The 23483-nt window shown below is 46.2% G+C and carries 14 protein-coding genes; 3 read left to right on the top strand and 11 right to left on the bottom strand.

Going from position 1 to position 23483, the window contains the following annotated elements:
- The 7 genes from CHH60_RS02020 to CHH60_RS01990 all read right to left on the bottom strand — a co-directional run.
- A partial coding sequence (locus tag CHH60_RS02020) for an alpha-amylase family glycosyl hydrolase (RefSeq protein ID WP_255247778.1) occupies positions 1–244 on the bottom strand: 244 nt, incomplete at its 3' end.
- Positions 245–311: 67 nt separating this feature from the next.
- Positions 312–1205, bottom strand: coding sequence for a carbohydrate ABC transporter permease (locus CHH60_RS02015; protein ID WP_095357663.1), 894 nt, complete (start codon positions 1203–1205; stop codon positions 312–314).
- A 12-nt stretch (positions 1206–1217) separates the two neighbouring features.
- Positions 1218–2132, bottom strand: a complete 915-nt coding sequence (locus tag CHH60_RS02010) for an ABC transporter permease (RefSeq protein WP_095357662.1) — start codon at positions 2130–2132, stop codon at positions 1218–1220.
- Positions 2133–2193: 61 nt separating this feature from the next.
- The gene (locus CHH60_RS02005) at positions 2194–3930 is read right to left on the bottom strand and encodes an extracellular solute-binding protein (RefSeq protein WP_095357661.1); all 1737 of its coding nucleotides are present in this window, start codon (positions 3928–3930) and stop codon (positions 2194–2196) included.
- Positions 3931–4302: 372 nt separating this feature from the next.
- Positions 4303–5709 (bottom strand): response regulator transcription factor, encoded by a 1407-nt coding sequence (locus CHH60_RS02000; RefSeq protein WP_095357660.1) that lies wholly within the window; start codon positions 5707–5709, stop codon positions 4303–4305.
- Positions 5706–7418 carry a sensor histidine kinase gene (locus CHH60_RS01995; protein ID WP_095357659.1) on the bottom strand — a complete coding sequence of 571 codons (1713 nt, stop codon included), beginning with the start codon at positions 7416–7418 and terminating at the stop codon, positions 5706–5708. The genes CHH60_RS02000 and CHH60_RS01995 overlap by 4 nt, the downstream gene beginning before the upstream one ends.
- Before the next feature lie 324 nt (positions 7419–7742).
- Positions 7743–8297 carry a class I SAM-dependent methyltransferase gene (locus CHH60_RS01990; RefSeq protein ID WP_095357658.1) on the bottom strand — a complete coding sequence of 185 codons (555 nt, stop codon included), beginning with the start codon at positions 8295–8297 and terminating at the stop codon, positions 7743–7745.
- A 527-nt stretch (positions 8298–8824) separates the two neighbouring features.
- Here CHH60_RS01990 and rsgA point away from each other — a divergent pair.
- Together rsgA and CHH60_RS01980 are read left to right on the top strand one after the other, a co-directional pair.
- Positions 8825–9829: a ribosome small subunit-dependent GTPase A gene (gene rsgA, locus CHH60_RS01985; RefSeq protein WP_255247777.1), complete on the top strand. Its 1005-nt coding sequence runs from the start codon at positions 8825–8827 to the stop codon at positions 9827–9829.
- Positions 9826–10836, top strand: coding sequence for an aminoglycoside phosphotransferase family protein (locus CHH60_RS01980; RefSeq protein WP_095357656.1), 1011 nt, complete (start codon positions 9826–9828; stop codon positions 10834–10836). The genes rsgA and CHH60_RS01980 overlap by 4 nt, the downstream gene beginning before the upstream one ends.
- A gap of 102 nt (positions 10837–10938) precedes the next feature.
- Here the strand turns inward: CHH60_RS01980 and CHH60_RS01975 are convergent, their stop codons facing one another.
- From CHH60_RS01975 to CHH60_RS01960, 4 genes are all read right to left on the bottom strand, one after another.
- Positions 10939–13224 carry a preprotein translocase subunit SecA gene (locus CHH60_RS01975; protein WP_095357655.1) on the bottom strand — a complete coding sequence of 762 codons (2286 nt, stop codon included), beginning with the start codon at positions 13222–13224 and terminating at the stop codon, positions 10939–10941.
- Positions 13225–13393: 169 nt separating this feature from the next.
- Positions 13394–15391: an FUSC family protein gene (locus CHH60_RS01970; RefSeq protein WP_095357654.1), complete on the bottom strand. Its 1998-nt coding sequence runs from the start codon at positions 15389–15391 to the stop codon at positions 13394–13396.
- Between the two features lie 11 nt (positions 15392–15402).
- A complete protein-coding gene (locus CHH60_RS01965; protein ID WP_217989967.1) occupies positions 15403–15576 on the bottom strand; it encodes a hypothetical protein in 174 nt (57 codons plus the stop codon).
- A gap of 327 nt (positions 15577–15903) precedes the next feature.
- Positions 15904–22287, bottom strand: coding sequence for a rhamnogalacturonan lyase family protein (locus tag CHH60_RS01960; protein ID WP_095357652.1), 6384 nt, complete (start codon positions 22285–22287; stop codon positions 15904–15906).
- 307 nt (positions 22288–22594) lie between these two features.
- On the opposite strand from CHH60_RS01960, the gene CHH60_RS01955 reads away from it, so the two are divergent.
- Positions 22595–23467, top strand: a complete 873-nt coding sequence (locus tag CHH60_RS01955) for an AraC family transcriptional regulator (RefSeq protein ID WP_095357651.1) — start codon at positions 22595–22597, stop codon at positions 23465–23467.
- The last annotated feature ends 16 nt before the right edge of the window (positions 23468–23483 follow it).

Raw genomic sequence — 23483 nt, 5'->3', positions numbered from 1 at the left:
TATCATCCAGAGACCCGAACATTGGATCGATATCCTGATAATCGGAAATGTCATACCCAAAGTCATCTTGAGGTGACTTGCAAACAGGTGACAACCAGATCGCACCAATGCCGAGTTCCTGTAGATAATCGAGCCTTGACACAATACCCTTCAAGTCGCCGATTCCGTCTCCGTTACTATCTTGAAAACTCCGCGGATAGATTTGATATACAACGGTTTCTTTCCACCATTTTTTATTTTCCATGTCTTACAACCTTTCTACCTTCTCCAGATTGGTGTGCCTCTCCGTTAAGGTGTGTTATAACCTCTCATTATTCTTTGACCGATCCTACGACAATGCCTGTTACAAAGTATTTTTGCAGCAGCGGATAAATCAGCAGTAGCGGAATGACCGCGACTACGATTTTAGCCGCATTCAGGTTTTTATTCGAAATCTCAGTCAGGTTGCTGAGCTCGCTGGAATTCGTACCGGCTTGCAGCAGATCGGCAATATTTACGTTAAGGGACTGAATATAGGTCATAAGCGGATAGTTGCTGACCTTGGTCATATAGATCAAACCGCTGAAGAAGTCGTTCCATGTGCCCACGATACTGAATAAGGCAACGGTCGCTAGCGCAGGTATGGACACGGGAACATACACTTTGAACAAGACTTGAAGCGGATTCGCCCCATCGATAAACGCCGCTTCTTCCAGTGCTTTAGGTACTGCAGAGAAGAAGTTCATCACAAGGATGACACTGAATATCGGGACAGCACCTGGTAGAACAAGTGCCCATATCGTATTGAGCATATCCAGGTTTTTGATCAGCAGGTAACTCGGAATCATGCCTCCACTGAACAACATGGCAAAAATCATGATATTCATATAGATGTTTCTGCCTTTGAATTCCCTTTTCGACTTGGATAGCGGATAAGCCATCAAAATAATCAGAATCATGTTAAGCACAAGGGCCAGCGCAACGCGCAGTACAGATATGCCAAAAGAACGCCAGAACTGAGCATCATCAATAATTTTTGAATACGCGGCTGTCGTAAAATTGACCGGAACGAGACCTACGGCATTCGCTGATACAGCTTCGCTGCTGCTGAATGAAATGGCAACAATATTCCATAACGGAAGAAGGCAAGCCAATGCCAGCATGATTACGATGGCATAGATGACAAACCGGCCAATTCGATCTTTAATATTTGCAGAATAGGACACGGAATTGCCTCCTTAGAAAATTTTTCTGTCTGTATATTTTTTGGCGAGTTGATTCGCAGACAAGAGCAGCACGATGCCGATCACGGATTTGAACAATCCAACAGCCGTACCGAAGCTATACTGTCGTCCAACGAGACCAATGCGGTACACGTAAGTATCCAGAATATCGCCCGTTTCATACACTACCGGGTTATACAGGTTATAGATTTGATCGAAACCGGCACTCAAAATATTGGTCAGGCTCATTACACCCATGAGCAGAATAATAGGCAGCATACCCGGCAGTGTAATATGCCATACTTTTCTCCACCAACTGGCTCCATCCATTCCTGCCGCTTCATATAGACCGGGATCAATCGACGTGATAGCAGCCAAATAAACGATGGAACTATAACCAAATTCCTTCCAGACATCTGTTCCTATGATCAGTGGCTGGAACCACGTGTTGCTGCCTAGGAAATTGATATGATCCAGGCCAAAGAACGCGAGCATTTGATTCACGATTCCATCCAAACTGAACATGTTGACCACGACGGATGCGAGTACAACCCAGGATAGAAAGTGAGGCAGATAAACTATTGTCTGCACGGATTTTTTAACGTATTTAATACGAATTTCATTCAACAATACGGAAAATATGATCGCCATCAACGTTCCGAGCAGAATTTTGGCAATCGCAATGACTAGCGTATTGCTGATGACCTGAGCGATATCCGGTAGTTTGAACATATAAATAAAATGCTTCAGCCCTACAAATTCGGAGCCGAACATGCCCTTGGCAGGTACATAGTCCTGAAAAGCCGTTATGACACCGACCATTGGTATATAGCTGAATACAAGCAAAAACAAAATACCCGGCAGCATCATCATATGGTACATGGCACCTGTGCCGAGCCGGCCTCTTGCTTTTAATTTCCCCTGTTTCATGGATGAACCCCTTTCCTGAAGAAAGGCTGCATATCGCAGCCCTGCTACTGTTCATGGATGTCTATTGTTTCGATGCGATCTCGTCTTCGATTTCCTGAATGACTTGATCACCGCCTTGTTTCTTCCAGTTGCTGACGAATGTATCGAAGTACTCAAGCGGTTCGGAGCCCGTCACAATTTTGATGAACGATTCCTGCTCGAGCTTCGTCAGATTGGCCCACGTTTGTTTCATGCTTGATGTCGTTCCAGAGAAAGCAGGCGTCATCCAAACGAATTTATTCTCCTGTGTCAGCTTGTCAATCAGTCCAACTCCGTTAATCCGTGAATGGTATTTGGACCAAGCGGTCGCGTCATCCGTATCCATGTCGCTCAAATACGTTTTGATGCTACCGATATTGTTCTTCGATTCGGTTGTGCGAACCTCATCCAGACCAATTTCCCCTTTAATTCCACGAACGACATCAGAGTAATCATCCAGCAGTGATGTAGCCGAATTGACTTCGATATTAAACGGTCTCGTAGAACCGTCTACCCCAGTCTCCTGATACTTGGCAGCTTCCGGCATGGTTGTTGCCACATCTTTATCATTTGCCAGTTTGTCGTAGAACAGGTTTACAATCTTAACAGCCAGTTCAGGGTGCTCATACCCTTTTCTCACCACGATAAACTGATTGGATGGATTAGCATGTGCCACGTTTACATTGCCGTCTGCATCTTCCAACGTATACGCCGAGAATTTCGCATTTTTATCCATCTGTTTCACGCTGATCAATCCCCAGTCTGGGATATGCCACGGTCCAAAAGCGATACCGCTCTGGCCATTGGTATAGAGTGCAGTAATGTCATCAAACGTCCGAGTTCCGAATTGAGGGTCAATGATGCCGTTCTTGAACCAGTCCGCCATGATCCCTAGCATTTGCTTCGTCTCTTCTGTCGTGGAACCATACACAATTTTGCCGTCTTCCCCATTCATCCAATATTGCGGGAACGCGCCCTGGGTTGAGGCAACACCCAGCATGGTATAGGAAGAGGCATTGTAATCTGTGGTATTCAGTGTGTTGACAAAAGGGATACCGACTGGATTACCGGTTTGACCAGGATCTCTTTTCAGGAATTCCTGTGCTGTTTTCTCTACTTCTTCGAGCGAGATGGCGCCATCTCCGTCTGCATCGAGTTGGATCCCCAGCAGATCCAGCCAATCTTGACGTACCCAAACCATCGTTGGTGCGGAATCCAGGGACGTCGCCGGAAGACCCATCAAACGACCATCAATTGTGGCATTATCTAATGCACGCCCATCATAGGAATCGTAAATCTGCTTGATGTTATCTGTGGCGTATTGATCGTAAATGGTTGTCAGATCTTCAATCAGGTCATTGTCCACCAGTTCTTTCAGTTCGTCTTTGGAGTCGACACGCATCATGTCAGGCAATTCCCCAGAGGCGATGGCAAGCGAAACCTGACGACTGTAATCTTCACCATTGGCTTCAAATTGATCTGTAATTTGAGCGTTAAATGTATCTTTAACCAGTCGCGTATATGCGTTGTTCTCATAGGTATCTCCAGCCGGCAGTTTCGGGTTGGCTGTAGTCACCCGTCCCATGGTTACGGTGATTTCGTCTTTGTAGGCACTGAACGGATCCCCCGGTGTTACCTCATATTTGCCTGCTTCCTCTGCAGTAGGAGGAGTGGATGCGCCTCCACATGCCGCGAGAGCTGTAACCATCAGCGCAGACATCGACAGCACGGCCAGACGTTTCGTGAGCGGTTTGCTTTTCATGGACCATTTTGTTCTCATCTAATTCGATTCCCCTTATTGTGTTTATCATTTTTTGTTTACGCTTTCATTATAAAATGGAGTGAAGATCCACTGAGATAGGGATTGCACGCTCGTTTGGATAGAGAAATGATCACAGTTTTCGACCGCGATCCTGGAGCATTGGTTAGTTCGTGAACATTTATCCTACCTGCTGACTTACATTCATCTATCTATCCTTATTTTCATTCGAAAACAAAGGCCGGCAGCTCCTCAAACAGGAAACTGTCGGCCTTCAATTTATCCATAATCGATAAAATGTCTCTTGGACCATTTCCATGACGGCCTCCAACCATCATTATGGAGACGATCACTTTCCCTATGATGACTGTCTGTCTAATGGGAACACATCTGCTATTTGACTCCTCTGCCTTGCTGCCGATATTCGCTTGGCAGAAGGCCTGTCACTTCACGGAAAATCCGGCTGAAATATTTTTCATCCGTATAACCCACTCGCTCGGCAATCCAGAAAATCGTGTTGTTTGTATTGAGCAAATACTCCTTCGACTTCTCTACCCGGATGAACCTGGAGTACTCATTAAAGGTTTTCCCCATCAGATCTTTGAAACATTGACTGAAATAACTTCGACTGATATTGAGTTGTTGGGAAAGGCCTGAAGCCGTATACGCCTGCTCCAAGTCATCCTGCATGATCATCACTGCTTTTTTAACGGCATGGATGATTTCCTGGGAATACGAAGTCTGTTCGTCGGCCTTACGAATAACTACCGCAGTCTGTTTGATCCATCTCTCAACCTCGTACCAGGAATCGAAACCATGGATCATAGAGATCCTTCCAAGCGTTGTTTGGGCAAAAAGGTGATTCCACTCCATAACAAGGGAGTACAGCAATCCCATCAACTGGCCCTTGTTTAATCGTAATGATGTAAACTGTTCAATGAGTTGGTTATAGTACGTGTCATGATGAGTCCATGAAGTTTGGAACCAACTTTGCTTAATCCGGTCTATGTCCTCATCCTGCGGTTCTTTTAAAAATGTCTCTTCCTCGTTCATTGAAACGGCAATGACTCGGTGTTCGGGGTTGTACGCATAGAATAGAGATGCCTCTGTATAATTCATAATCCAGTTTTTGATGTGGGACCAGGTTTTCTCTTGTACATCGGACAACACCAATAACGTACTATGGGGAACTTCATTCAGGGATGCCTTTAACTGATGAAACAGCGGGTCCTGCTCGTCATAGGAAGCTGCCCACATCCAGCTATTCCGTTCAACCTCCCACCTGATCACATCTCCATCGGTGGTCAGTTCCACGGGCCACTTTTGTTCGGATTTGCGATCTTGGGAAACGAGTGCATACACATTCGGGTAATGGACATTGATTTCATGGGTAGAAGGCATCTTTCGGATAGAAGTCGTTAACCCAGCAATACGAGTATGGATCCGGTGCAGAACATGTTCAAATTGCTCTTTCTCCAGCTGGACTTTGGCTATATAATCAATGGCCCCCAGCCTTAGTGCTTCCTGGATATAATCGAAATCCTGATGCAAGGTTAACACGACAACATGAAGCTCCGGATAGAGCTGTTTTGTAGCTCGCATCAGTTCAATTCCTGACATTACCGGCATCGCAAGATCCGTCAACATGAGATCAACCGGTTGGGATTTCAGGAAATCCAATGCTTTCGCTCCGTTACTTGCTTCTCCTACAACCTCCATATTGAATTCGTTCCATGGCATCGCTGAGCTAATGCCTTTGCGTACCAGCTTATCGTCATCCACAATCAATACCTTAATCATGCTGAGATATCTTCTCCTTTAATGGGCAGTATGAGCAGTATGCTTGTCCCCGTTCCCAATTCACTCTCGATGACCAATTGTGCTTGGTCCCCATATTGTGACTTCAACATGCGGTGAACGTAATTGAGTCCAATGCCCATTCCTACTTTTTGTTGTTCAGCTACACGGTTGTTCAGCAGTTTATGAATGGTTTCCTCGCTCATGCCTGCACCATTATCCTGTATCATAATGTTCAATGTTGTATTGCATGTCACTTCAATTTGAATAAAGCCTTCGTCACTCAATCCATGATAGAGCGAATTTTCAACCAGCGGTTGCAGAATAAAACGAGGCACAGGAATTTGAAGCACTTGTTCATCAGCAGTAATACGGACGTCGAATTCAAAGTCATACCGAATTTGCTGCAAGATCAGATACTGTCTTAATGCATCAATCTCCTCTTCCATCGTGGATACTTGCCCTAATTTGCCCAAGTTGTAATAGAGCAGCTTGTTCAATGACTGTACCAGCTTGTCGATCTCCCCTTGTCCGTTCATGACGGCCAGCCAGTGTACCGTATCCAGTGTATTCATCAGGAAGTGCGGGTTAATCTGATAGAGCAATTTTTCCACTTCAAGGTCTGCACGAATTTTTTCTTTCTGCTGCACTTCCTTGAAGAGATCGCCAATTTGATGCTGCATATTGGAAAATTCACCGAGCAGAAAATCAAATTCGGGAATCTGGGTGCGAGCTCTGCTCCCCGTCGTTTGTGGATTTTTGGACATCCCGTTGATTTCCGAATGGAACAAACCAAGTGGTTTGTACACCATCTTCCACAGGAGCCACGCTAGAAAAACGGTAAAGCCGAGGAAAAATAATGCGACCAGCAATATTTGAAGTAACCACTGGTTTTTCTCCTGCTGATATTGAGCCTGCGAAATGACTGAAACGACGCTCCATTTCTGTGATGAATCCTCCTTGAACCAGTGATACCCCCGGGATATCCCGTCCTTGGCAGGATCGGCTGTCAAGCTGGAGAAATTCTCCCCGACCTTCATCGCTTCCGGTATCTCACTGTACACAATGTTGCCTTCACCATCCAGGATCAGATGAGACAGAGCCCCGTTGTACTGACTGTATCCCAAGTTATCCTGTGTGAGGCGAAAGCCCGACTCAACGTAAATGTACACGTCGTCCCTTTCGGGCAGTTGTACTCTTCGCAGAGCAGACAGAACGAGTTGGTCATCGAATCGGTTCATGCTGATATGCGGACCATAGTACTTAATGCCATAGGTCTGGAAGAGCACAGGCAGTGACTCCGGAGAAAAGTGGTCCTTAATCGGAAAGTTGCCAAACTGTGTCGTTCCATCCTTCTGGAAGTAATATAAGGTCAAACCAATATTCGGATTGGTAAACGTGACCACACTTAACTCGCTTTTTAACTCGTCTCTCGCCTCCATCAATAGGAAGATATCCGAGGAAGGCTTCAGGAATTGATCCAGCTTTTTGCCAATGGTTCCTCGGTAGGACAATTGCTGTGTAACGTGATTCAGATTAGTAATTGAATTCTCCAGTGAGGACGTCACCTGCTGTAAATTGCTGCGGATGCCGTCATCGATTTTATTTGCGAAAATGGAGTCAATGGTATAATAAGAAATCGCAAATATGCTGATAAAAGGGATAAACGCACTGAGGAAGAACAATAAAAAGATCCTTTTTTTAAGTGTCATTCTGACCTAGTCTCCTTCTAAAAATAAAAACAGCAAGCCTCCTGGTTATGGAAGCTTGCTGTGAGTATACATACAGCTATACCGAATATCGTTATCCCCATAGGCTGAGGCCTACTTTGAAGCTTGTCGGCATTTCGATCCATTCAGGCGGACACACATCAGGACACTTCGTCAGTTCCCGTCCTCGTCCAATTTCCTTCATAATTATAGATCGATATTCGAATAAGTCAAACGCTTTCATACAAACCAGGCTGCCGATGATATCGAAAGCCCCGCGTTCATTTATATTAAGCCTTGTTTTCCAGCAGAATATAGGTGCCCTTTTTACTTTTGAGCAAGGATTATATAGACAGATTGGTTGGCAATTTGGGTCGACGGGTAGATCTTATTAACAATGGTAAAGCCAGCATTGAGCATCTCCACTTCCATATCTTTGGAAGAAACTCTCGGACCCGTTGAAGTCTCTGACTTTTCTAATTCGATACATAAGAACAAGCCTCTGTCTTTCAATATTCTGTTGATCTCTTTCAGAGCTGTTGCAAGGGGCTTAACTTCGTGTAAAGAAATGGATGCAATAGCTATATCAAGAACCTGGTTATCTAACGGAATTTCTCTGAAGTCACCTACAACAGATGTAATATTCGTAATGCCTCTCTCTTTCGCTTGGGTCTCCAAATATTCAAGAACATCCTTATCATTATCCAATGCATATACGGTGTTCACTCGTTCTGCAATGGACATGGAAATATAACCAGTGCCCGCTCCAAGGTCCAATACATTGTCGGTTTTCTTGATAGGCAGTAGCTCCAATAATTCCTCTGCAGGAAATCTTCCGATATTTTCTAAGTTGTTAATTTTCTTTTGTAATTTTGGATTCAAATTGCTCTCTCCTTTAATTGCGGATAAAATAACTCTTTAATGACTATAATATACTTTCATTGTAATGTAAACTGTAATGTTCCTTGAGATAAGTGAAAGGATCGTTTTTTGGCTTGTCATATTTTCAATTGATTTTTCTGGAAGAAAAGGTTATTTTATAAAGAGCTTAGTGATAAGCAAGTTCCTTACACGAAGGGAGATGTTTTTAATGGCAGCTACTTATATGGTGGTTTCGTCTTAAAACTGAATAGTTGGCATACATGAAAAAAGCGGGAAAACGCCCGCATTATTTGGTATGCCATCCAAAGTAACCTTTCGTGAATATTGCTGTTTGCAGATACGATGAAGGTCGTATCTTTTTTGCGTCCTGATGCCGCGCGACAGCAGCTTCTTAAGAGGCTGCTTGTCCGTGGCATTTTTGCGTCCAAAAAACAACATTAAAGGAGCTACCCAATAACATGATTGATTTGAAAACCTATGGCTATATAGAGATAGATGCAGTTCAAAGCGGATTATTGCCCGGCAGGGTGATAGAGCTTAGGCGCGAGCGCTTCACGGTCATGACCGAGCGCGGGGAAGTAACAGCGGTTCTTAAAGGAACCTTTTATCACGGCGCGGCAACACGTGCGGACTTTCCATGCGTCGGGGATTTTGTCTTGCTGTATTACAACGAGAGCGGAGATTCTCTCATCGCTACAGTCCTGCCCCGCCGCTCCAAATTCTCACGCGCGGATCACTCGGGTCATGCCACAGGTTATACCAAAACCGTGCTGGAACAGGTCGTTGCAACCAACTTTGACTATGTGTTTATCCTTTCATCGCTGAATGGGGATTTCAACGTTTCCCGCATCATGCGGTACCTGACACAAGCCCGGCAGAGCGGCGGCCAGCCGGTCATCATTCTGACCAAGGCTGATCTCGTTGAAGATTATACTCTCCCACTCTCCGAAGTCACACAAAGTATTCCTGGTGTGCCAGTTCACGCAATCTGCAGTCATACAGCCATGGGGCTGAACGAACTCAATTCCTATTTCATGCCTGGTAAAACAATTGTCTTCCTCGGTATGTCTGGTGTTGGGAAATCGTCTCTCCTCAATGCATTGATGGAACAGAACGTAATGAAGGTTCAGGCGATCCGGGAGGTCGACAGCCGGGGACGGCATACAACAACCCATCGTCAGCTATTCATGCTTCCCTCCGGAAGTATGGTCATCGACACGCCGGGTATGCGGGAGCTTGGTCTTTTTGATGCCGATGAAGGCTTGCGCACAAGTTTTACCGATGTGGAGGCATGGTTCACTCAATGCCGATTTACGGATTGCCGCCATCAGACCGAGCCCGGTTGTGCCGTTCTCACGGCGATTGCCGACGGTTCGTTGTCTCGTGAGCGGTGGGAGCATTATCTCGCCCAACACCATGAGAACAGGTATGTCCAGGATAAAACGAGTTACCTCATTAACAAGAGGGCGAGAAGCAAAATGCTCGCCATGTACAGCAAGAACATGAAGAAAAACGGGGGTAAGAAGATATGAATATTAAATCCGAAACGCTGAACGCTGTCTTGAGCAGAAGATTTGAGAGAGAGATCATCTCGGCCGATTACCAAACCATCCCTTTACATGGCGGTACTGTGGGAAATGTAAACTTGGTGACGGGGGTTGCCGAAACATCCGAGGGTGAAAAATTGTCATACCGCATCGTGCTGAAAATTCAGAAGCAATGGACTCGTTACAATGATCCAGGCTCATGGCGCCGGGAATATGACCTCTATGCATCTGACTTGGGTGAAACATTCTCCAATGCCTTGCGCTGGCCAACATGTTATTACGCCGAGATGAATACCGAAGAAGATGAATTCCATCTATGGCTGGAATATATTGATGGCGTATCCGGTTTGGACTTGACCGGTGACATGTATGAACAGGCTGCGCTGGAATTGGGACGCTTTCAAGGCAAACTGTATGCCAAACAACCTGCTGTACTGCAAAGCCTGACTAACCTAAGCCATGCGAACCTCATGAAAAACACCTATCTGCACTACCGGTCATGGCCGGTTGTTCATGACTATATACGTTCAGAGGACTGCGAATTCCCGCAGCATGTGCGGCAAATGCTTATCGACATTGATGAGCACGCAGAAGAAATATTTGACCGCATTGAAAAACTTCCCCTTGTGCTATGCCATAGGGACTTCTGGGTGACCAACTTGATCTATGCGGATGGGAAAATTGCGCTCATTGATTGGGATACATCGGGATGGGGCTACTTGGGTGAAGATCTAGCAAGTCTGATTGCGGATGAAGCAGATGTTAATTACATGGTCGATTACTACAAGCGGTGTGTTCCTGCGTATTACCAGGGATTTTCTGAATATGCAGATGCACCCCCTGCTGCAGACCATTGTGTCTATGAAATGATCCTGCTCGTATTTGGATACAGGTTTGTGGAGAGTTATCTCCACACAGAAGATGATGAAGAGAAGATAAAACTTGTTCAAACGCTCCGAAAAATCCATGAAATGAAGAACATCCCTGTTTAATTTGTCCTGACAGAGAAACTCCTAAACCCTGAATGTTGTGGGTTTCGGAGTTTCTTTTGCAGCATCAATCGATTCGACGAACTGAAATACTACTTTTAATCACTATTTAGACATCCTATATACCGGCCATAGTGCCCATCTCAAAATTTGGCTGCCCCAAAAAGCAAAGACGGTCGTTCCAGTCCATAAGCTGCGTCTATTTTCGCTGTACTGATCGTTGATAATATAAGTCCTTGTGGATGCAGGGCTTTTCAGACCGAGCTTTTCCCACTTCGATGGATCATCTGAGTCTCCAAGTCTTAGAAGCATCTTCTGAGATGCCTTATTGATTTTATACGGAATTTGCTCGTAGGCCTGGGTGATTTGCATATGAAATTGGTCGATTGGATTGCGGCTGGCTATGCTCTCCAAGTGGATGCTTTCGCGAAGGTAAGAAACATATGCCAGATGTTCCGCCCAGAACTCGTCGGTATAAAAAAGACGTACTCTCTGTTCCGAAGGGCTCATCGGTATATCGCCTTTTAGAATCTTAAGTCGCTCGGCGTATAGAATTCGCCGCTGATCTTCCACCATATCCGAATAACTGTTCAGTTCCAGATGAATATCAAAGTTCTGACCCATAATAACGCGCTGAATATGCTCGATTTTACTGAGAAGCACTGTGTCATCGAGAGCCTCATCCTGCCTAGGTACGTGAACCCATTTATGGATGCCGAACTGAACCATTAGCTCATCTTCCAGGCTTACGAAAAATACGGAGGATCCCGGGTCGCCCTGGCGGCCGGAACGCCCACGGAGTTGATCGTCAATCCGCACGCTTTCATTCACATATGTACTGATCACGTATAAGCCTCCCAGATTGGCGACCAATCCTGCCTGCTCAGGATTTCCGCCTCCGAGCCGAATGTCTACGCCTCGTCCTGCCATATTTGTAGAAACGGTTACGGCACCAATTTCTCCTGCTTTAGCGATAATTTCGGCTTCTTTTGCGTCGTTTTTTGCATTTAAAACATGGCAATGTACATTAACCTTCGTCAGCGCTTCCGCTAGGTCATCGGACTCCTCAACACTGGATGTACCAATGAGAATCGGACGTCCCGTCGCATGGACAGACGAGATTTCTTGTACAAGTGCTTTTAGTTTGGCTTCTTTATGAGTGTAAATTCGGTGCGGGTGGTCAATTCGTATATTTGGTTGGTACGGCGGAATTCGCATGACCTGCAGCGCATAGATATGTTCAAATTCCATTGCAGAAGCATGCGCTGTAGCCGTCATTCCGCAAATGCCCGGATACAGGCTAATGAAGTGTTGAATGGTAATCGTGCCGAGAATTTTCCCGCCTACCGTCCACTGCAGCCCTTCTTTGGCTACAAGCGCGGCTTGCAGTCCGTCAGGTAAATACCTATTTTCTGCCACTCGGCCAGTATATTCGTCAATCAACTCGATTCCACCGTCTCGGACGATGTAATCGACGTCTCTTTTTAGTAACGTTTCCACATGCAGCGCACAATGTAATGAAGTTAACAAATGTGTATTATGGCTATCATACAGATTGCCGCATCTGAGCAGTGACTCCGCCTTCGCCGAGCCTGCTTCATTCAAGTAAACGTTCCGTCGGAACTCATCGAATTCGTAATGCTCTCCTTGTCTGAGCTGCTGAGCCACTTTTGCGAAACGAATGTCGTCATTCTTGGAAGAGCCCGACTCTCCACTAATAACTAGTGGCACCCGTGCTTCATCAAGAAGCAGCGAATCCGCCTCGTCGACGATGACGAAGTGGAACGGACGATGAACCAGATCAACTTCGTTGAGCGCAATCGTGTCTCGTAAGTAATCAAATCCAGCTTCTTTAGCTGTCACATAGGTGATATCGCTAGCGTAGGCATTCTTTTTCTCGTACAGATTCATGCCCGCGTGAACTGAGTTTACACTTAACCCAAGAAAGCGATAGATCGGTCCCATCCACTCGGCATCTCGGTTGGCCAAATAATCGTTGAACGTCAGCACATGCACGCCTTGGCCTGTCAGCGCATTTAGATAAGCAGGCATAACAGCGGAGAGTGTTTTTCCTTCACCCGTGTGCTGCTCGATTAGAAATCTCTCATGCAGAGCGATGGCTGCCATGATCTGTACATCATATGGGTTTAATCCGAGCTTTCTCTTCGCCACCTCGCAGACTAAAGCGTAGGCATCGACAAGCAGCTCATCCAAAGCTCTGCCTCCTAACGCTTCCTCTTTCAGTCGATGTGATTCCTCTTGAAGTCGTTCATCGTCCCAGGCCTCCAAATTCCTTTTTCTGATGAGTTTTACTTGGTCTCGATAGCCTTTCAACTGCTGCCGGCTATCGCGATCTTTGAGTTCACTCATCAACTTGGTGACTACATTCACGGGTTGATCCCTCCTCGGTGGAAGTGCGCTTCCTTTGCTCAATGAAGTGCACTTGGCTTCGACAACATGAGTTCTAAAAACTACTCACTATCAGAGCAACTATTGTATTCTCTTTCACAAATGTGAATTTGATTGTTGGGTTACTTTCCAATTCGTTTTGATTAGTATTCTAGCCGTGCAATTCCATCCCCTTCTTAATGGCTTCATTACGTAAAGAATGGTTTAATCGAGCAAGATCTTCATGGATTAAAGGGTATTCAGGCAGACTTGGCACGTCCGGCACGTCTATACAGAGGTTCTCATTATCTTTGATGGAGTGTGTAAGCCTCTCGAAATAGACCTTGTACTCATGCACCCGCTCTTCCGCTACTTCTCTTGAAGGATGGCGGGACGCTGCGAGTAACATGTAACCCAGGTGCAAGCAATCTCCCACTGCAGGCGAGAGACTTGTAACCTTTACATCCCTGCGAAGTGATTCCGCTAATGCACGGTCATATACTAAACGGAGCTGAAGCAAAGCATGTTGGAGCTCCTGATGTTTGGGGGCTTGCATTGGCGTATGTTCACTCTCTAACATGGAAATCAACATTTCCCCTTCTTTTCCAACAGCATCAGAAAAAACGGTAAGCAACCGTTTGGAAGAAATCTTCCTCCATAACAACGCCGTCCCGACAATGGCAACGATGCTTCCAATGATGATATCGAAGAGCCTGGCGGATATGAAGTACCCGCTAGTCAGTGCTGGATTAATTGTCGTTCCAATCAGAAGGGTACTGGGAGTAATGAACATAACTGCGAGCGAATAATTTCGGGCGTAGATTAATTCCACGATAAACTGCAATCCGGCAAGTGTTAACGAAACAAACAAGCCAGCAGGTTTCAGCCATAGCAAGGCTGCTCCTATCCAAATCCCAATGATCGTACCCACCGAACGTTGTATACCGCGATGCAGGTTACTGACATAAGTCCCGCCTCCCATGACTGCAGCCGAGGATAACGGAACCCAATACGAACGGTTCAAATGGAAACCATACGCAATAGCTGCTGAAATAAAAATTATCGTTCCGTAACGGAGAGCCACAAAAGGGATATGAGAATCCCTGCTGAACAGTTTTTTAATTCGATCAGTACCACTTACATTTTTCTTCTCTTCGGCACCAGACGACGCCGGAGCAGAACTCAAAGCAACTGTCCCAGAATGTATCTCGCATGCGAACTTTACGTTTGCATAGAGATTTCTAAGGAAAGTACTGCTTCCTTCTTCCGACATTTGAACTTTTATATGTTTTTCCTTGTCTTTATCACGAAGCTGATTGCTCATGGTCTGCAGTGATTTGGCGATTTGATCTTCCATCTCATGCTTTTTCTCTTGCGAGACATCGAGTATAGAAAGAAATATTACTTCAGCTTGTGCGTTTAATCGTATCAATTTTTCCAAAACGTAATTGTTCCGGTTCCGTTTTCCGAACAACTTGGCATGGGATAATGTTCGCTCTGCCTGCTTAATGAGAAACGCCGTTTGATGCTGCCTTTCTGTATACGTATCCATTCCGATCGAGGACAGAAGACTCGCCAAGCTCTGGTATACTGCCGAAACGGCCTTGTTCTCGTTACGGTACGGATTTACAAGCACTCCCGTCATTGCAACGATCCAGGCAAAAATGGCACCCAGCAATACACATAGCACTTTGGATCCGAGCAGAGCCAGATCATGCGGCATGGAATTGCCAATCGCATAAGCAAGGACAATAAACAAGCCTCCAGGGCCGACAATTTCAAAAAGCTTAAACAGCATGGTGCTCAGAGACCCAATAACTCCAAACATAAGCACCAAAAGTACATCGTTATAAGAGCTTAACGCTCCAAGTGCAAATGAAGCAGTTAATCCAAGCGCAATCCAGAATAATCTTACAGCACGCTGGGAATATGGTTCATTCGTTACATATAGAAAGGTAAAACCTCCGACGGAAGCTAGTATGCCGAGAGCAGGATCTCCGATCAAAAAACCGATTAAAGAAGGAATTCCCACACTGATTGCCGAGCCAATTCCCCTGAACCAATTGAGCGGAATCGGTTTGATACGGAAGGCTTCTCTATACGTTGCTTTCTTCGGAAACTGATGCTTAGGACGTCGTCTGTTGTCATGGGTAAATTGAGTATGATCCATCTTACCAACCTCTATTTCAATCTAGTTTTGTGTATAACTTCTTGTACCTCGATACGGGATAACAGACTCCTGAACATGGCAAACTCTTCCTTCGTTATACCTTCCAATATTTTGGCCAAAGCAGCAGGGTCCTTATCCGTTATGGCAGCAAGCTCTTTTTGGGGAATGCCCTCATGTTCAAACACCCGCTTCAATACGGTCCACTTACGAATCAGCTGTCACGTTGTAGTTAGCATAGTAAAAAAGGACGTCCTTTTTAGGAACGTCCTTCTTTGTAGTCTAACCATAAATGTATGTAGGTTTACATACTCGTGGCCGATCATGAAGAGTTTTCAACTTGAAAATCTAAAATTTGGGTTGTTCGTTTCCCCATCATTGAAGAAGGTATCAGAGTTACTCAAAAATAGAGAAGTGCTACTCCTCAGATGGATGAGGAATAGCACTTTTTAATATACCTTATCTACTTCAGTTCTGAATCACTTGTGATAAAGGGAGACCTTAAACATTTTAGCCTACTTTCGTACGGTTACATTTAACTTGGAAGATCTGGTTTCCCCTGAAGAATTACGAAGTACAGCTTCATACTCATAGATTCCAGGTGCCCTTCCAGTGATTGCAGTAACCGCTGATTGAGCATTAGGCGTATTCGATTGCAGAGACTGTGCGTCGATCAACATACCATTTTCGTAAAGTTCGTATTCGGTTGCATTCGTTCCCCACCACAGATTCATGCTGACATTAAAATTACCATCTCCGTCCCAGTTGTCGTTTGATAGAACGGCTTGCCCCGGAGAAGCATCGGTAACAGTGACTGTCAGCGGAACACTCATCGTCGTGCCTAGTGAATTGATCAACTCTCCGGTATAAATGTAGGTGCCATTTTTCTTTCCGGTAATATCAACTTGAACAGACTGAGCGGATGGTGATTGATCGACCAGTGCTATTTCCTTGATCAATTCGCCATTCTCATACAGTTTGAACTGATTACCGTTATTGCCCCACCACAAATTCATCGTGACTGTGTAGTCCCCGTCTTTGAGACCCGTGTCGTAACCGTTATTGTCAGATAGCACGGGCGTTCCAGGAGCCCCGTTCGCTAGTGGAGTTGCTTGGTTGAGCCATTCCTCCCACTTGATTAACACATTGGCCTGCTCATCCGTAAATACGGTTCCTCTAGCTGCTTGAACATCATTACCGTAAGATGCAAGAAGTTGACGTGCTTTTGCTCCTTCATGATTGATAGCTGCCTGGTTGGCCTGCCCTAATGTGTTCGCAAGCTGCTCAGCAAGAGCACTTGCATTAGGATCGATCGATTCATTCGCAAAGGAGTTAGTCAGATGAATCAGGCTATCGAATGTAGCAATAACGCCAAAGCTATATTCTACCGTCTGTTCCCAACCAGCCAAATCGGAGACGGTTGCCGTCACCTTGTTCAGGCCGGGTTCCAGTGTATAAGCCGGAGTGTCCAGGAGCACACCCGTCGGTTCTGCCACGCCCGATATTGAATCAGCGGCTGTATAGCCAATTTCCACGTGCTGATCAATGGTGTATTCGGTTTGACCTTGAATTTCAATGGTTGGTGGTACGAGATCTATAGACAGGGTCAGAGACTGTTCACTCTCTTGATTACCATCCACATCGACGCTCCAGTAGGTGATGGTGTGTGTACCTTCTTCACTTAGTGTCAACTGTGTGCCACTCACCTTTTCGCCACCATTGATTTGATAATAGGTCCCTTCGATCTCGGAATCTTCATCATTTGCTGTAAAGGTTACTTGTACTGGAGAAGTATACCACCCTTCATGCTCATCACCTTCAACGGATACCGTGGTATGGGGTGCTGTCTGTTCCGGTGATTCCCCATCCAGTGTGACAAAGGCTGAAAGCGGTATATTCAATTCTTTCACAAGACGTGCCACAAGTTCAGATACCTTGATGGCACCGTTCATCTGCAAATGTGTATTGTCTTCCGTTGTTCCTACCCACATGAAAATCGATTTGGTTCCTTCCGTGCCAAGCTCCTGGAAATACTCCCAGCTTGCCTGGTTCAGATCGATGATGATCGTTTCCGTCTCGTCCGCCGTTTCTTTCATCGCCTTAACATATTCCGGGAAGCTTTTGTTCAGGGTCTCTCCAGTAAAATCACGACGGTTCACTGGTGTGACCAGAACCGGAATCGCACCTCTTTGCCGAGCTCCATCAATGTATTCTTTCAAGTATACCTTGAATTGCTCAGGCGTAAGATAACGCTCCGGGCGGGACGGTGTGGAATCGTTATGAGACCACTGCATGAACAGATAATCACCTTCATGAATGTCGAGCAGTAGATCGTTGAGATATCCACCGACCAGGAAGGTTTTGCTGCTGAGACCCCCGACTGCCCGGTTATCAATGCTGACTTCATTTTGATCAAAATATCCGCCCAGCGTTTCGCCCCAGCCTGCTTGTGGACGATAGTTCTCCGCGTAATTGGCAACGGTGGAATCGCTAGCCAAATAAATGACAGGCTTATCGCCCGCGCCGTTTTCAGGCAGACGCTCAATCTTCAGTCCATTAATCTTCGGTGTATTTCCAGCGAAGTCAAAGTTAAACACTCCGTCAATCAGAGCAATGTCAGTTGTGATTTCTTTAAAATCGCCCTTGGCAATGGTTGTAAGCGGCAGCTTCGTCATCTGCTCCGCGACGACACTTGCGCTTGTCGATTCCTCCGCATCCCCAACGGTCATCGTTACCCGGTAATTGGCTGGTTCCATTTCCACCAGGAAGGAAGTTCCGTTTACCCGCGTGAAATCCTCCTTGAGCGCATCTCCGGTTTCCCGGTTCACATCTTCGGTCAGCGCAGTATCGACAAAGCCATATCCATTTCCTTCGATGTACGCTCGCTTGGCATCTACCTTGATATATCCATCAGCAGTGCTGCCAGAACCAAAATCAAACTTGTACTCACTTACCTCTTCAGCCGTCTCTTTGGTCAATGAACCCTTGGCGACATTTAACATGTTAAATGCGTGGTCAACCTGGGCCTGAGTGGCTTCTGTATTGAATATGGCTTCCGCAGCTGCCAAAGCCCGATTCACCACTGCTTTCGATGCTTCTGTATATTCCGACAGATCCAGTGCTTTGATCTCATCATACAGAGCAATCAAAGCCGTTTGATCGCCGCCCTCTGAAGGGAGCTGAGTACCTTCAATTCGTACGTTATCGATCTGAGTCGTCCAGTTCAGCGTGCCTCCACCGCCTTTTCTCGTACCCAAGAACCTAAGGGCTCTGACGTTGTCCGCGTAAGCACCGGAACTCATCTGAATAGATTCGATCGTCTGTGTAACTTTTGGATCCGCTAGGTTCGTTAACGTCAGATCCAGCTTTTTCTTGGCGAAATTAACGGTTGCATCCACATTGACCCACTGGTTCTTGGAGATCTCTGTAGCCGTTCCCCCTTCAGGTATGGCTGTATCGCCTGTGCCGTAGTCCGGATTATATGCACCGACGTAATAATGAATTTTGGAACTTCCGGTTTTCGTATACAGTGTGAAAAGCGCATTTTCGTTAGAATCCATGATGGTAAGATGCCCCTCTGACGGATAGGCACTTACGTTGCCCGATTGCCAATCAAACTTCACGTTTACCTGATCGCCGTTAACGGCATCGAACATACGGAACACTTTAGCTCGATGTCCTGATCCAGATCCCGTGACGGACAGCACTTTATTTCCGCTTTGTTCTACAACCGTTCCCGTCATGGTTCCACCAATACCCGTAGCATTAACCATCGCATACTGGTAGCCTGCAGCGTCGCCTTCAAAATCCTCTTCGTAGAGCTGAATTTCCGGCTCCGGTTCCGGCTCGGACATATCCGGGTCGATAACCAGAGAAGAAATACTCAACTCCATGTCTTTGACTGCGCCTGCAACCAGTCCGGCAATTTTCTGCGCGCCATAACGACTGAAGTGGGTATTATCGTTGATTCCATTCGGGTATTTCGGATATTCACCCGGATTAGCGTAAAGGAACACTTTCTCCGTTGCAGCATTACCGATTTTGTCGTAGTACGCAATGCTCAGCTTGCTGAGATCAATCAGCGGCACGTCAAGTTCCTCCGCCACCTCTTTGGCAGCCTGCACATACGCCGGGAAGCTGACGTTGAATTCCTGAGTTACCGTGTTGAAATCTCTGCGTCCAACCGGAGTAAGCAATACCGGTGTTGCACCGCGCTGTTTGGCTCCGTTTACATATCGGGCCAGGTATATCTTATAATCTTCAGGTGATGCATAACGGTCCGGTATACCTGCACTGGCATCATTGTGACCGAAGGAAATGAAGAAGAAGTCTCCCGGCTTGATTCGCTGCAGGATCGTATCCAGACGACCGTCTACCATAAACGATTTGCTGCTTCGGCCACCGATTGCGTCGTTCACAATCACTGCCCCATTTGAGAAATAACGACCGAATTGCTGACCCCACCCTTCTTGTGGTGCCTGCATCTCACTGTAAGATTGCATGGTTGAATCACCGGCCATATAGATCGTCGTTGCGGCACCAGCCGATTTATCCGGATATTTCTCTATGATAATGTCTTGGATGTCTATGGCTGTACCCGTAAAGAGGAAATCAAGCTGACCATCCACCAGGGCAATGTCATAGGAATACTCCAGCGGTTCTCCCGCTTTTACATTGGTCATAGCTAGCTTCTGGACATATTCGGATTTGACGCCGACGTTGGAGTCACGCGCGTCATTGCCCAGTCGCAATGTCACCTTATAGTTGGCATTTGGCAGGTCAACAGCAAATGTCGTTCCTGTCTCCACGGAAACCTGGTCTGCCCCTACCGTAACACCACTTGTTTCTATGAAGCCGTATCCCGGATCTTGTGCGTAAAGCGTATCCTGTACTGCCGTATTCCCTGACGCTGTCTCTGTACCGAAGTCAAAACGATAGACAGGATCCAGCATTTCTGCTTCACGCGTCAGTGACAGATCCGCTTTAGGGAATGCTGTAGCTTCCGCTCCAAGATAGAAGCCGGTATGAGGCGGCTGGTTGTAGGCAACATTTTGCCAGGCAACGCCAAGTCGGTACACAGGATCCTGCATCAGCGTAGGGATGCGATAATCCGAAGGAATGGTCGTCGTATAGAGACGATATTCCGAACTATCTTCGCTTCGCAGTAGAATTTCCTCACGCCAATCGCCCAGAATATCCGCCTGTAGCGCCGGATTACCTTTGGTATGATTATTCGTTAACGTACCGGTCGCCCGAAAGATTTCATCCAGCTTTTTGTTCTCGTAATCCCATTTGTAAATGAGTGGAATTCCTTTGGCGGTACTGTTATCCCACTGATGGTCAAACAGCTCTCGTTGAAGATCTCCATCCCACCAGATGGCGAAGTTGGCAGTTTTGGGTCCTTCATCCACAGTGTAGATTGCCTCTCCTGCAGCCGAATAGGTATTGGTTACAGGTACACTTTGACCGTTGGTAACGGTCGTGGCCCATGATTCGTAGCCAGGATAGTTAGGATCAATGTCTGCGGACATTCCGCGACCGGTGTCAAAACCTGTTTTCTCACCCCAGAGAATTTCACCAGTTGCCGCATCACGCATCTCCAATCCGTACGCCGCATCTGAATGCTCGTGCACGCTTACCACCTGGTAGCCATCCCGGTTCGGATCGAGCTGGCCGGCGTGCATGGCATCACCGTGTCCAAGTCCGGTACTGTAGATCAAGCTGCCGTCATCATCTATGGCCAGGGCGCCAAACATGATCTCGTCCTTGCCGTCATTGTCAGCATCCAGCACACTCAGATTATGGTTGCCCTGTGACTGATATTGTGATCCTGCTTCGTTGGTGTCGAACGTCCAACGCTTGACGAGTTCCCCGCCAACATAATCATAAGCAACAAGCACTGTGCGGGTGTAATAACCGCGGCTCATCACGACACTCGGTTTCGTGCCGTCCAGATACGCAATCGCGCCAAGGAAACGGTCTACACGGTTACCATAGCCGTCACCCCAATCACTGACGTTTCCTCTTGGGGGATCATAATTAACGGTCGATATAGCCGCGCCAGTCTCACCGTCAAAAAGTGTGAGATATTCCGGCCCTGACAGTATGTATCCGCCGTCGTTGCGATAATCCTTCGTGGCATCACCAATGACCGTGCCTTGTCCGTCTTTTGTGCCATCCGCTGTTTTCACAACTACTTCGGCTTTTCCGTTGCCATCCAGATCGTATACCATAAGTTGCGTATAATGGGCTCCAGCACGGATGTTGACTCCAAGGTCAACCCTCCACAACTTCGTGCCGTCCAGCTTAATGGCATCGATATAGACATTGCCGGTGTAACCTGCCTGCGAATTGTCCTTGGAATTGCTCGGACTCCATAGGAAGACGATCTCATATTCGCCATCACCGTCCAAGTCCGCAACCGAAGCGTCGCCCGCATAATAAGAGTAAGTTCCCCCGTCCTTGGTCCGGCCGTCGGCCGGCTTATCAAGTGGAATAGGCAGATAATCGTTATGCCAGACCGATACAACCTCTGGCTGCATCTGCTCCTTGCCCGCAATGATGGTGGATATCTGATATTGCGAGCTGTCGAAGCCAGTTGTATCCACATAGTTCGTCACGTCGCTGATCGGTGACGCGTTCACTTTGGTTCCATTTTTGTATATATTGAAAGCGATCTCATCAGGGTCATTGTTCAAATATCTCCAGCTTAAAAAAACGCCGTTGTCTACAAGAACCGCAACGAGACCCCGGTTAAGATATTCTCCCTGGCGGCCCGTCAGGATGTCGGATGACTCTGCACGTGCCGGAGCCGGAGGTACAGCCAATGAAATAACCATAAGGAATGCTAGAAAAGATACAAATATTGATTTCTGGATGGAAACAGTTCTTCGGTCCATTGGATTAGCTCCTCCTTTATCCAAAAATTCATTTTAGAATCTGGGGATAGAAGTCTTTTGTTTTAAGACATCCCCAGGAATTCAGATCAATCTGCCCTGCTTGATGTTGTTATTCGATGCACTTGTGCAGCACTAATCCTTTGATGCAGGAAAACTTCGTTCAAAAACAAAAGGAACACTAACAATAGTCACCCCCTTTTTATGTTACCGCTTACATTTATCTTACAGGTGTAAAAAAAGGCAGACAATCTAAAAAATGTGACGTATTATATAAGAAAATTGACTTTTTTAGGCAGGGGATGAAAGTATGGTCCATACGGTCTCTTATGCTTTTCGTAACGACGATACATCAATCATGACACTGGACTCTATAGGATGGCAGATCGTCTCCAGCGAGGAATATCGCTGTCCAAGTGACGATAGACCGGACCCCGGACACGTTGTTTTTCAGTACACCCTTAATGGACAGGGCTATCTGGATATTGATAATCAAACCCTTCCCTTACCTAAGGGACATGCACTACTCGTTAAAATCTCTGGAGAGCATTGCTATTACTATAAACAAGAGAATAATGAACCTTGGGAATTTATCTGGATCAACATTCGTGGGGATGAAGCGAACCGAATCTGGGATATGATTCATGATAACGAAGGACATGTCATTCAACGAAACGCGGATTCTCCCTTGATTCAGGAGTTATGGCAAATCATCCATTTGATTCATCAGGAGAAAGTAACGGACAAGTATCGCTTGTCCATGCAAGTCTATCAGTGGCTGCTTATCTTGGTTCAGACAAGTCGGGATGCGGAGAGAGATATCGGCGTCCTATCGATCACCACGATTGAGAAATGCAAAAAGTTCATTCGAGAGAATTATGCTTCCCCGTTGACACTGGATGTGCTGGCCAGCCATTGTGATATCAATAAGCATTACTTGTGCAGATTATTTCAGAAATCAGAAAAAACTTCTCCTCTAGCCTATCTCAAAGACAGACGGATTGAGGTCGCAATCCGACTTCTCCGCACGACCGAGCTTCCAATTTTCCAAATCGGCCAACAATGCGGCTTTGAGAGTCCCAGCTATTTTGGCAAAGTTTTCAGGCAATATATGTCCATGTCACCCAAAGAATATCGCTTGAATAAATTAGCGTTTCCTTACGAGGCTATCTATTATGAGTAGCTAACTTTCCACTCCA

Origin of the sequence: Paenibacillus sp. 7523-1 (assembly GCF_002276415.1) — a bacterium.
GTDB classification, from domain to species: domain Bacteria; phylum Bacillota; class Bacilli; order Paenibacillales; family Paenibacillaceae; genus Paenibacillus; species Paenibacillus illinoisensis_A.
This window is presented reverse-complemented; position numbering and strand designations above follow the sequence as displayed.

Bases quoted from the DNA above. Each gene is read 5' to 3' on its own strand.
- CHH60_RS02010 (WP_095357662.1), bottom strand. From the start codon at position 2,132: ATGAAACAGGGGAAATTAAAAGCAAGAGGCCGGCTCGGCACAGGTGCC.
- CHH60_RS02005 (WP_095357661.1), bottom strand. From the start codon at position 3,930: ATGAGAACAAAATGGTCCATGAAAAGCAAACCGCTCACGAAACGTCTG.
- CHH60_RS02000 (WP_095357660.1), bottom strand. From the start codon at position 5,709: ATGATTAAGGTATTGATTGTGGATGACGATAAGCTGGTACGCAAAGGC.
- CHH60_RS01995 (WP_095357659.1), bottom strand. From the start codon at position 7,418: ATGACACTTAAAAAAAGGATCTTTTTATTGTTCTTCCTCAGTGCGTTT.
- CHH60_RS01980 (WP_095357656.1), top strand. From the start codon at position 9,826: ATGAATATTAAATCCGAAACGCTGAACGCTGTCTTGAGCAGAAGATTT.
- CHH60_RS01970 (WP_095357654.1), bottom strand. From the start codon at position 15,391: ATGGATCATACTCAATTTACCCATGACAACAGACGACGTCCTAAGCAT.
- CHH60_RS01960 (WP_095357652.1), bottom strand. From the start codon at position 22,287: ATGGACCGAAGAACTGTTTCCATCCAGAAATCAATATTTGTATCTTTT.
- CHH60_RS01955 (WP_095357651.1), top strand. From the start codon at position 22,595: ATGGTCCATACGGTCTCTTATGCTTTTCGTAACGACGATACATCAATC.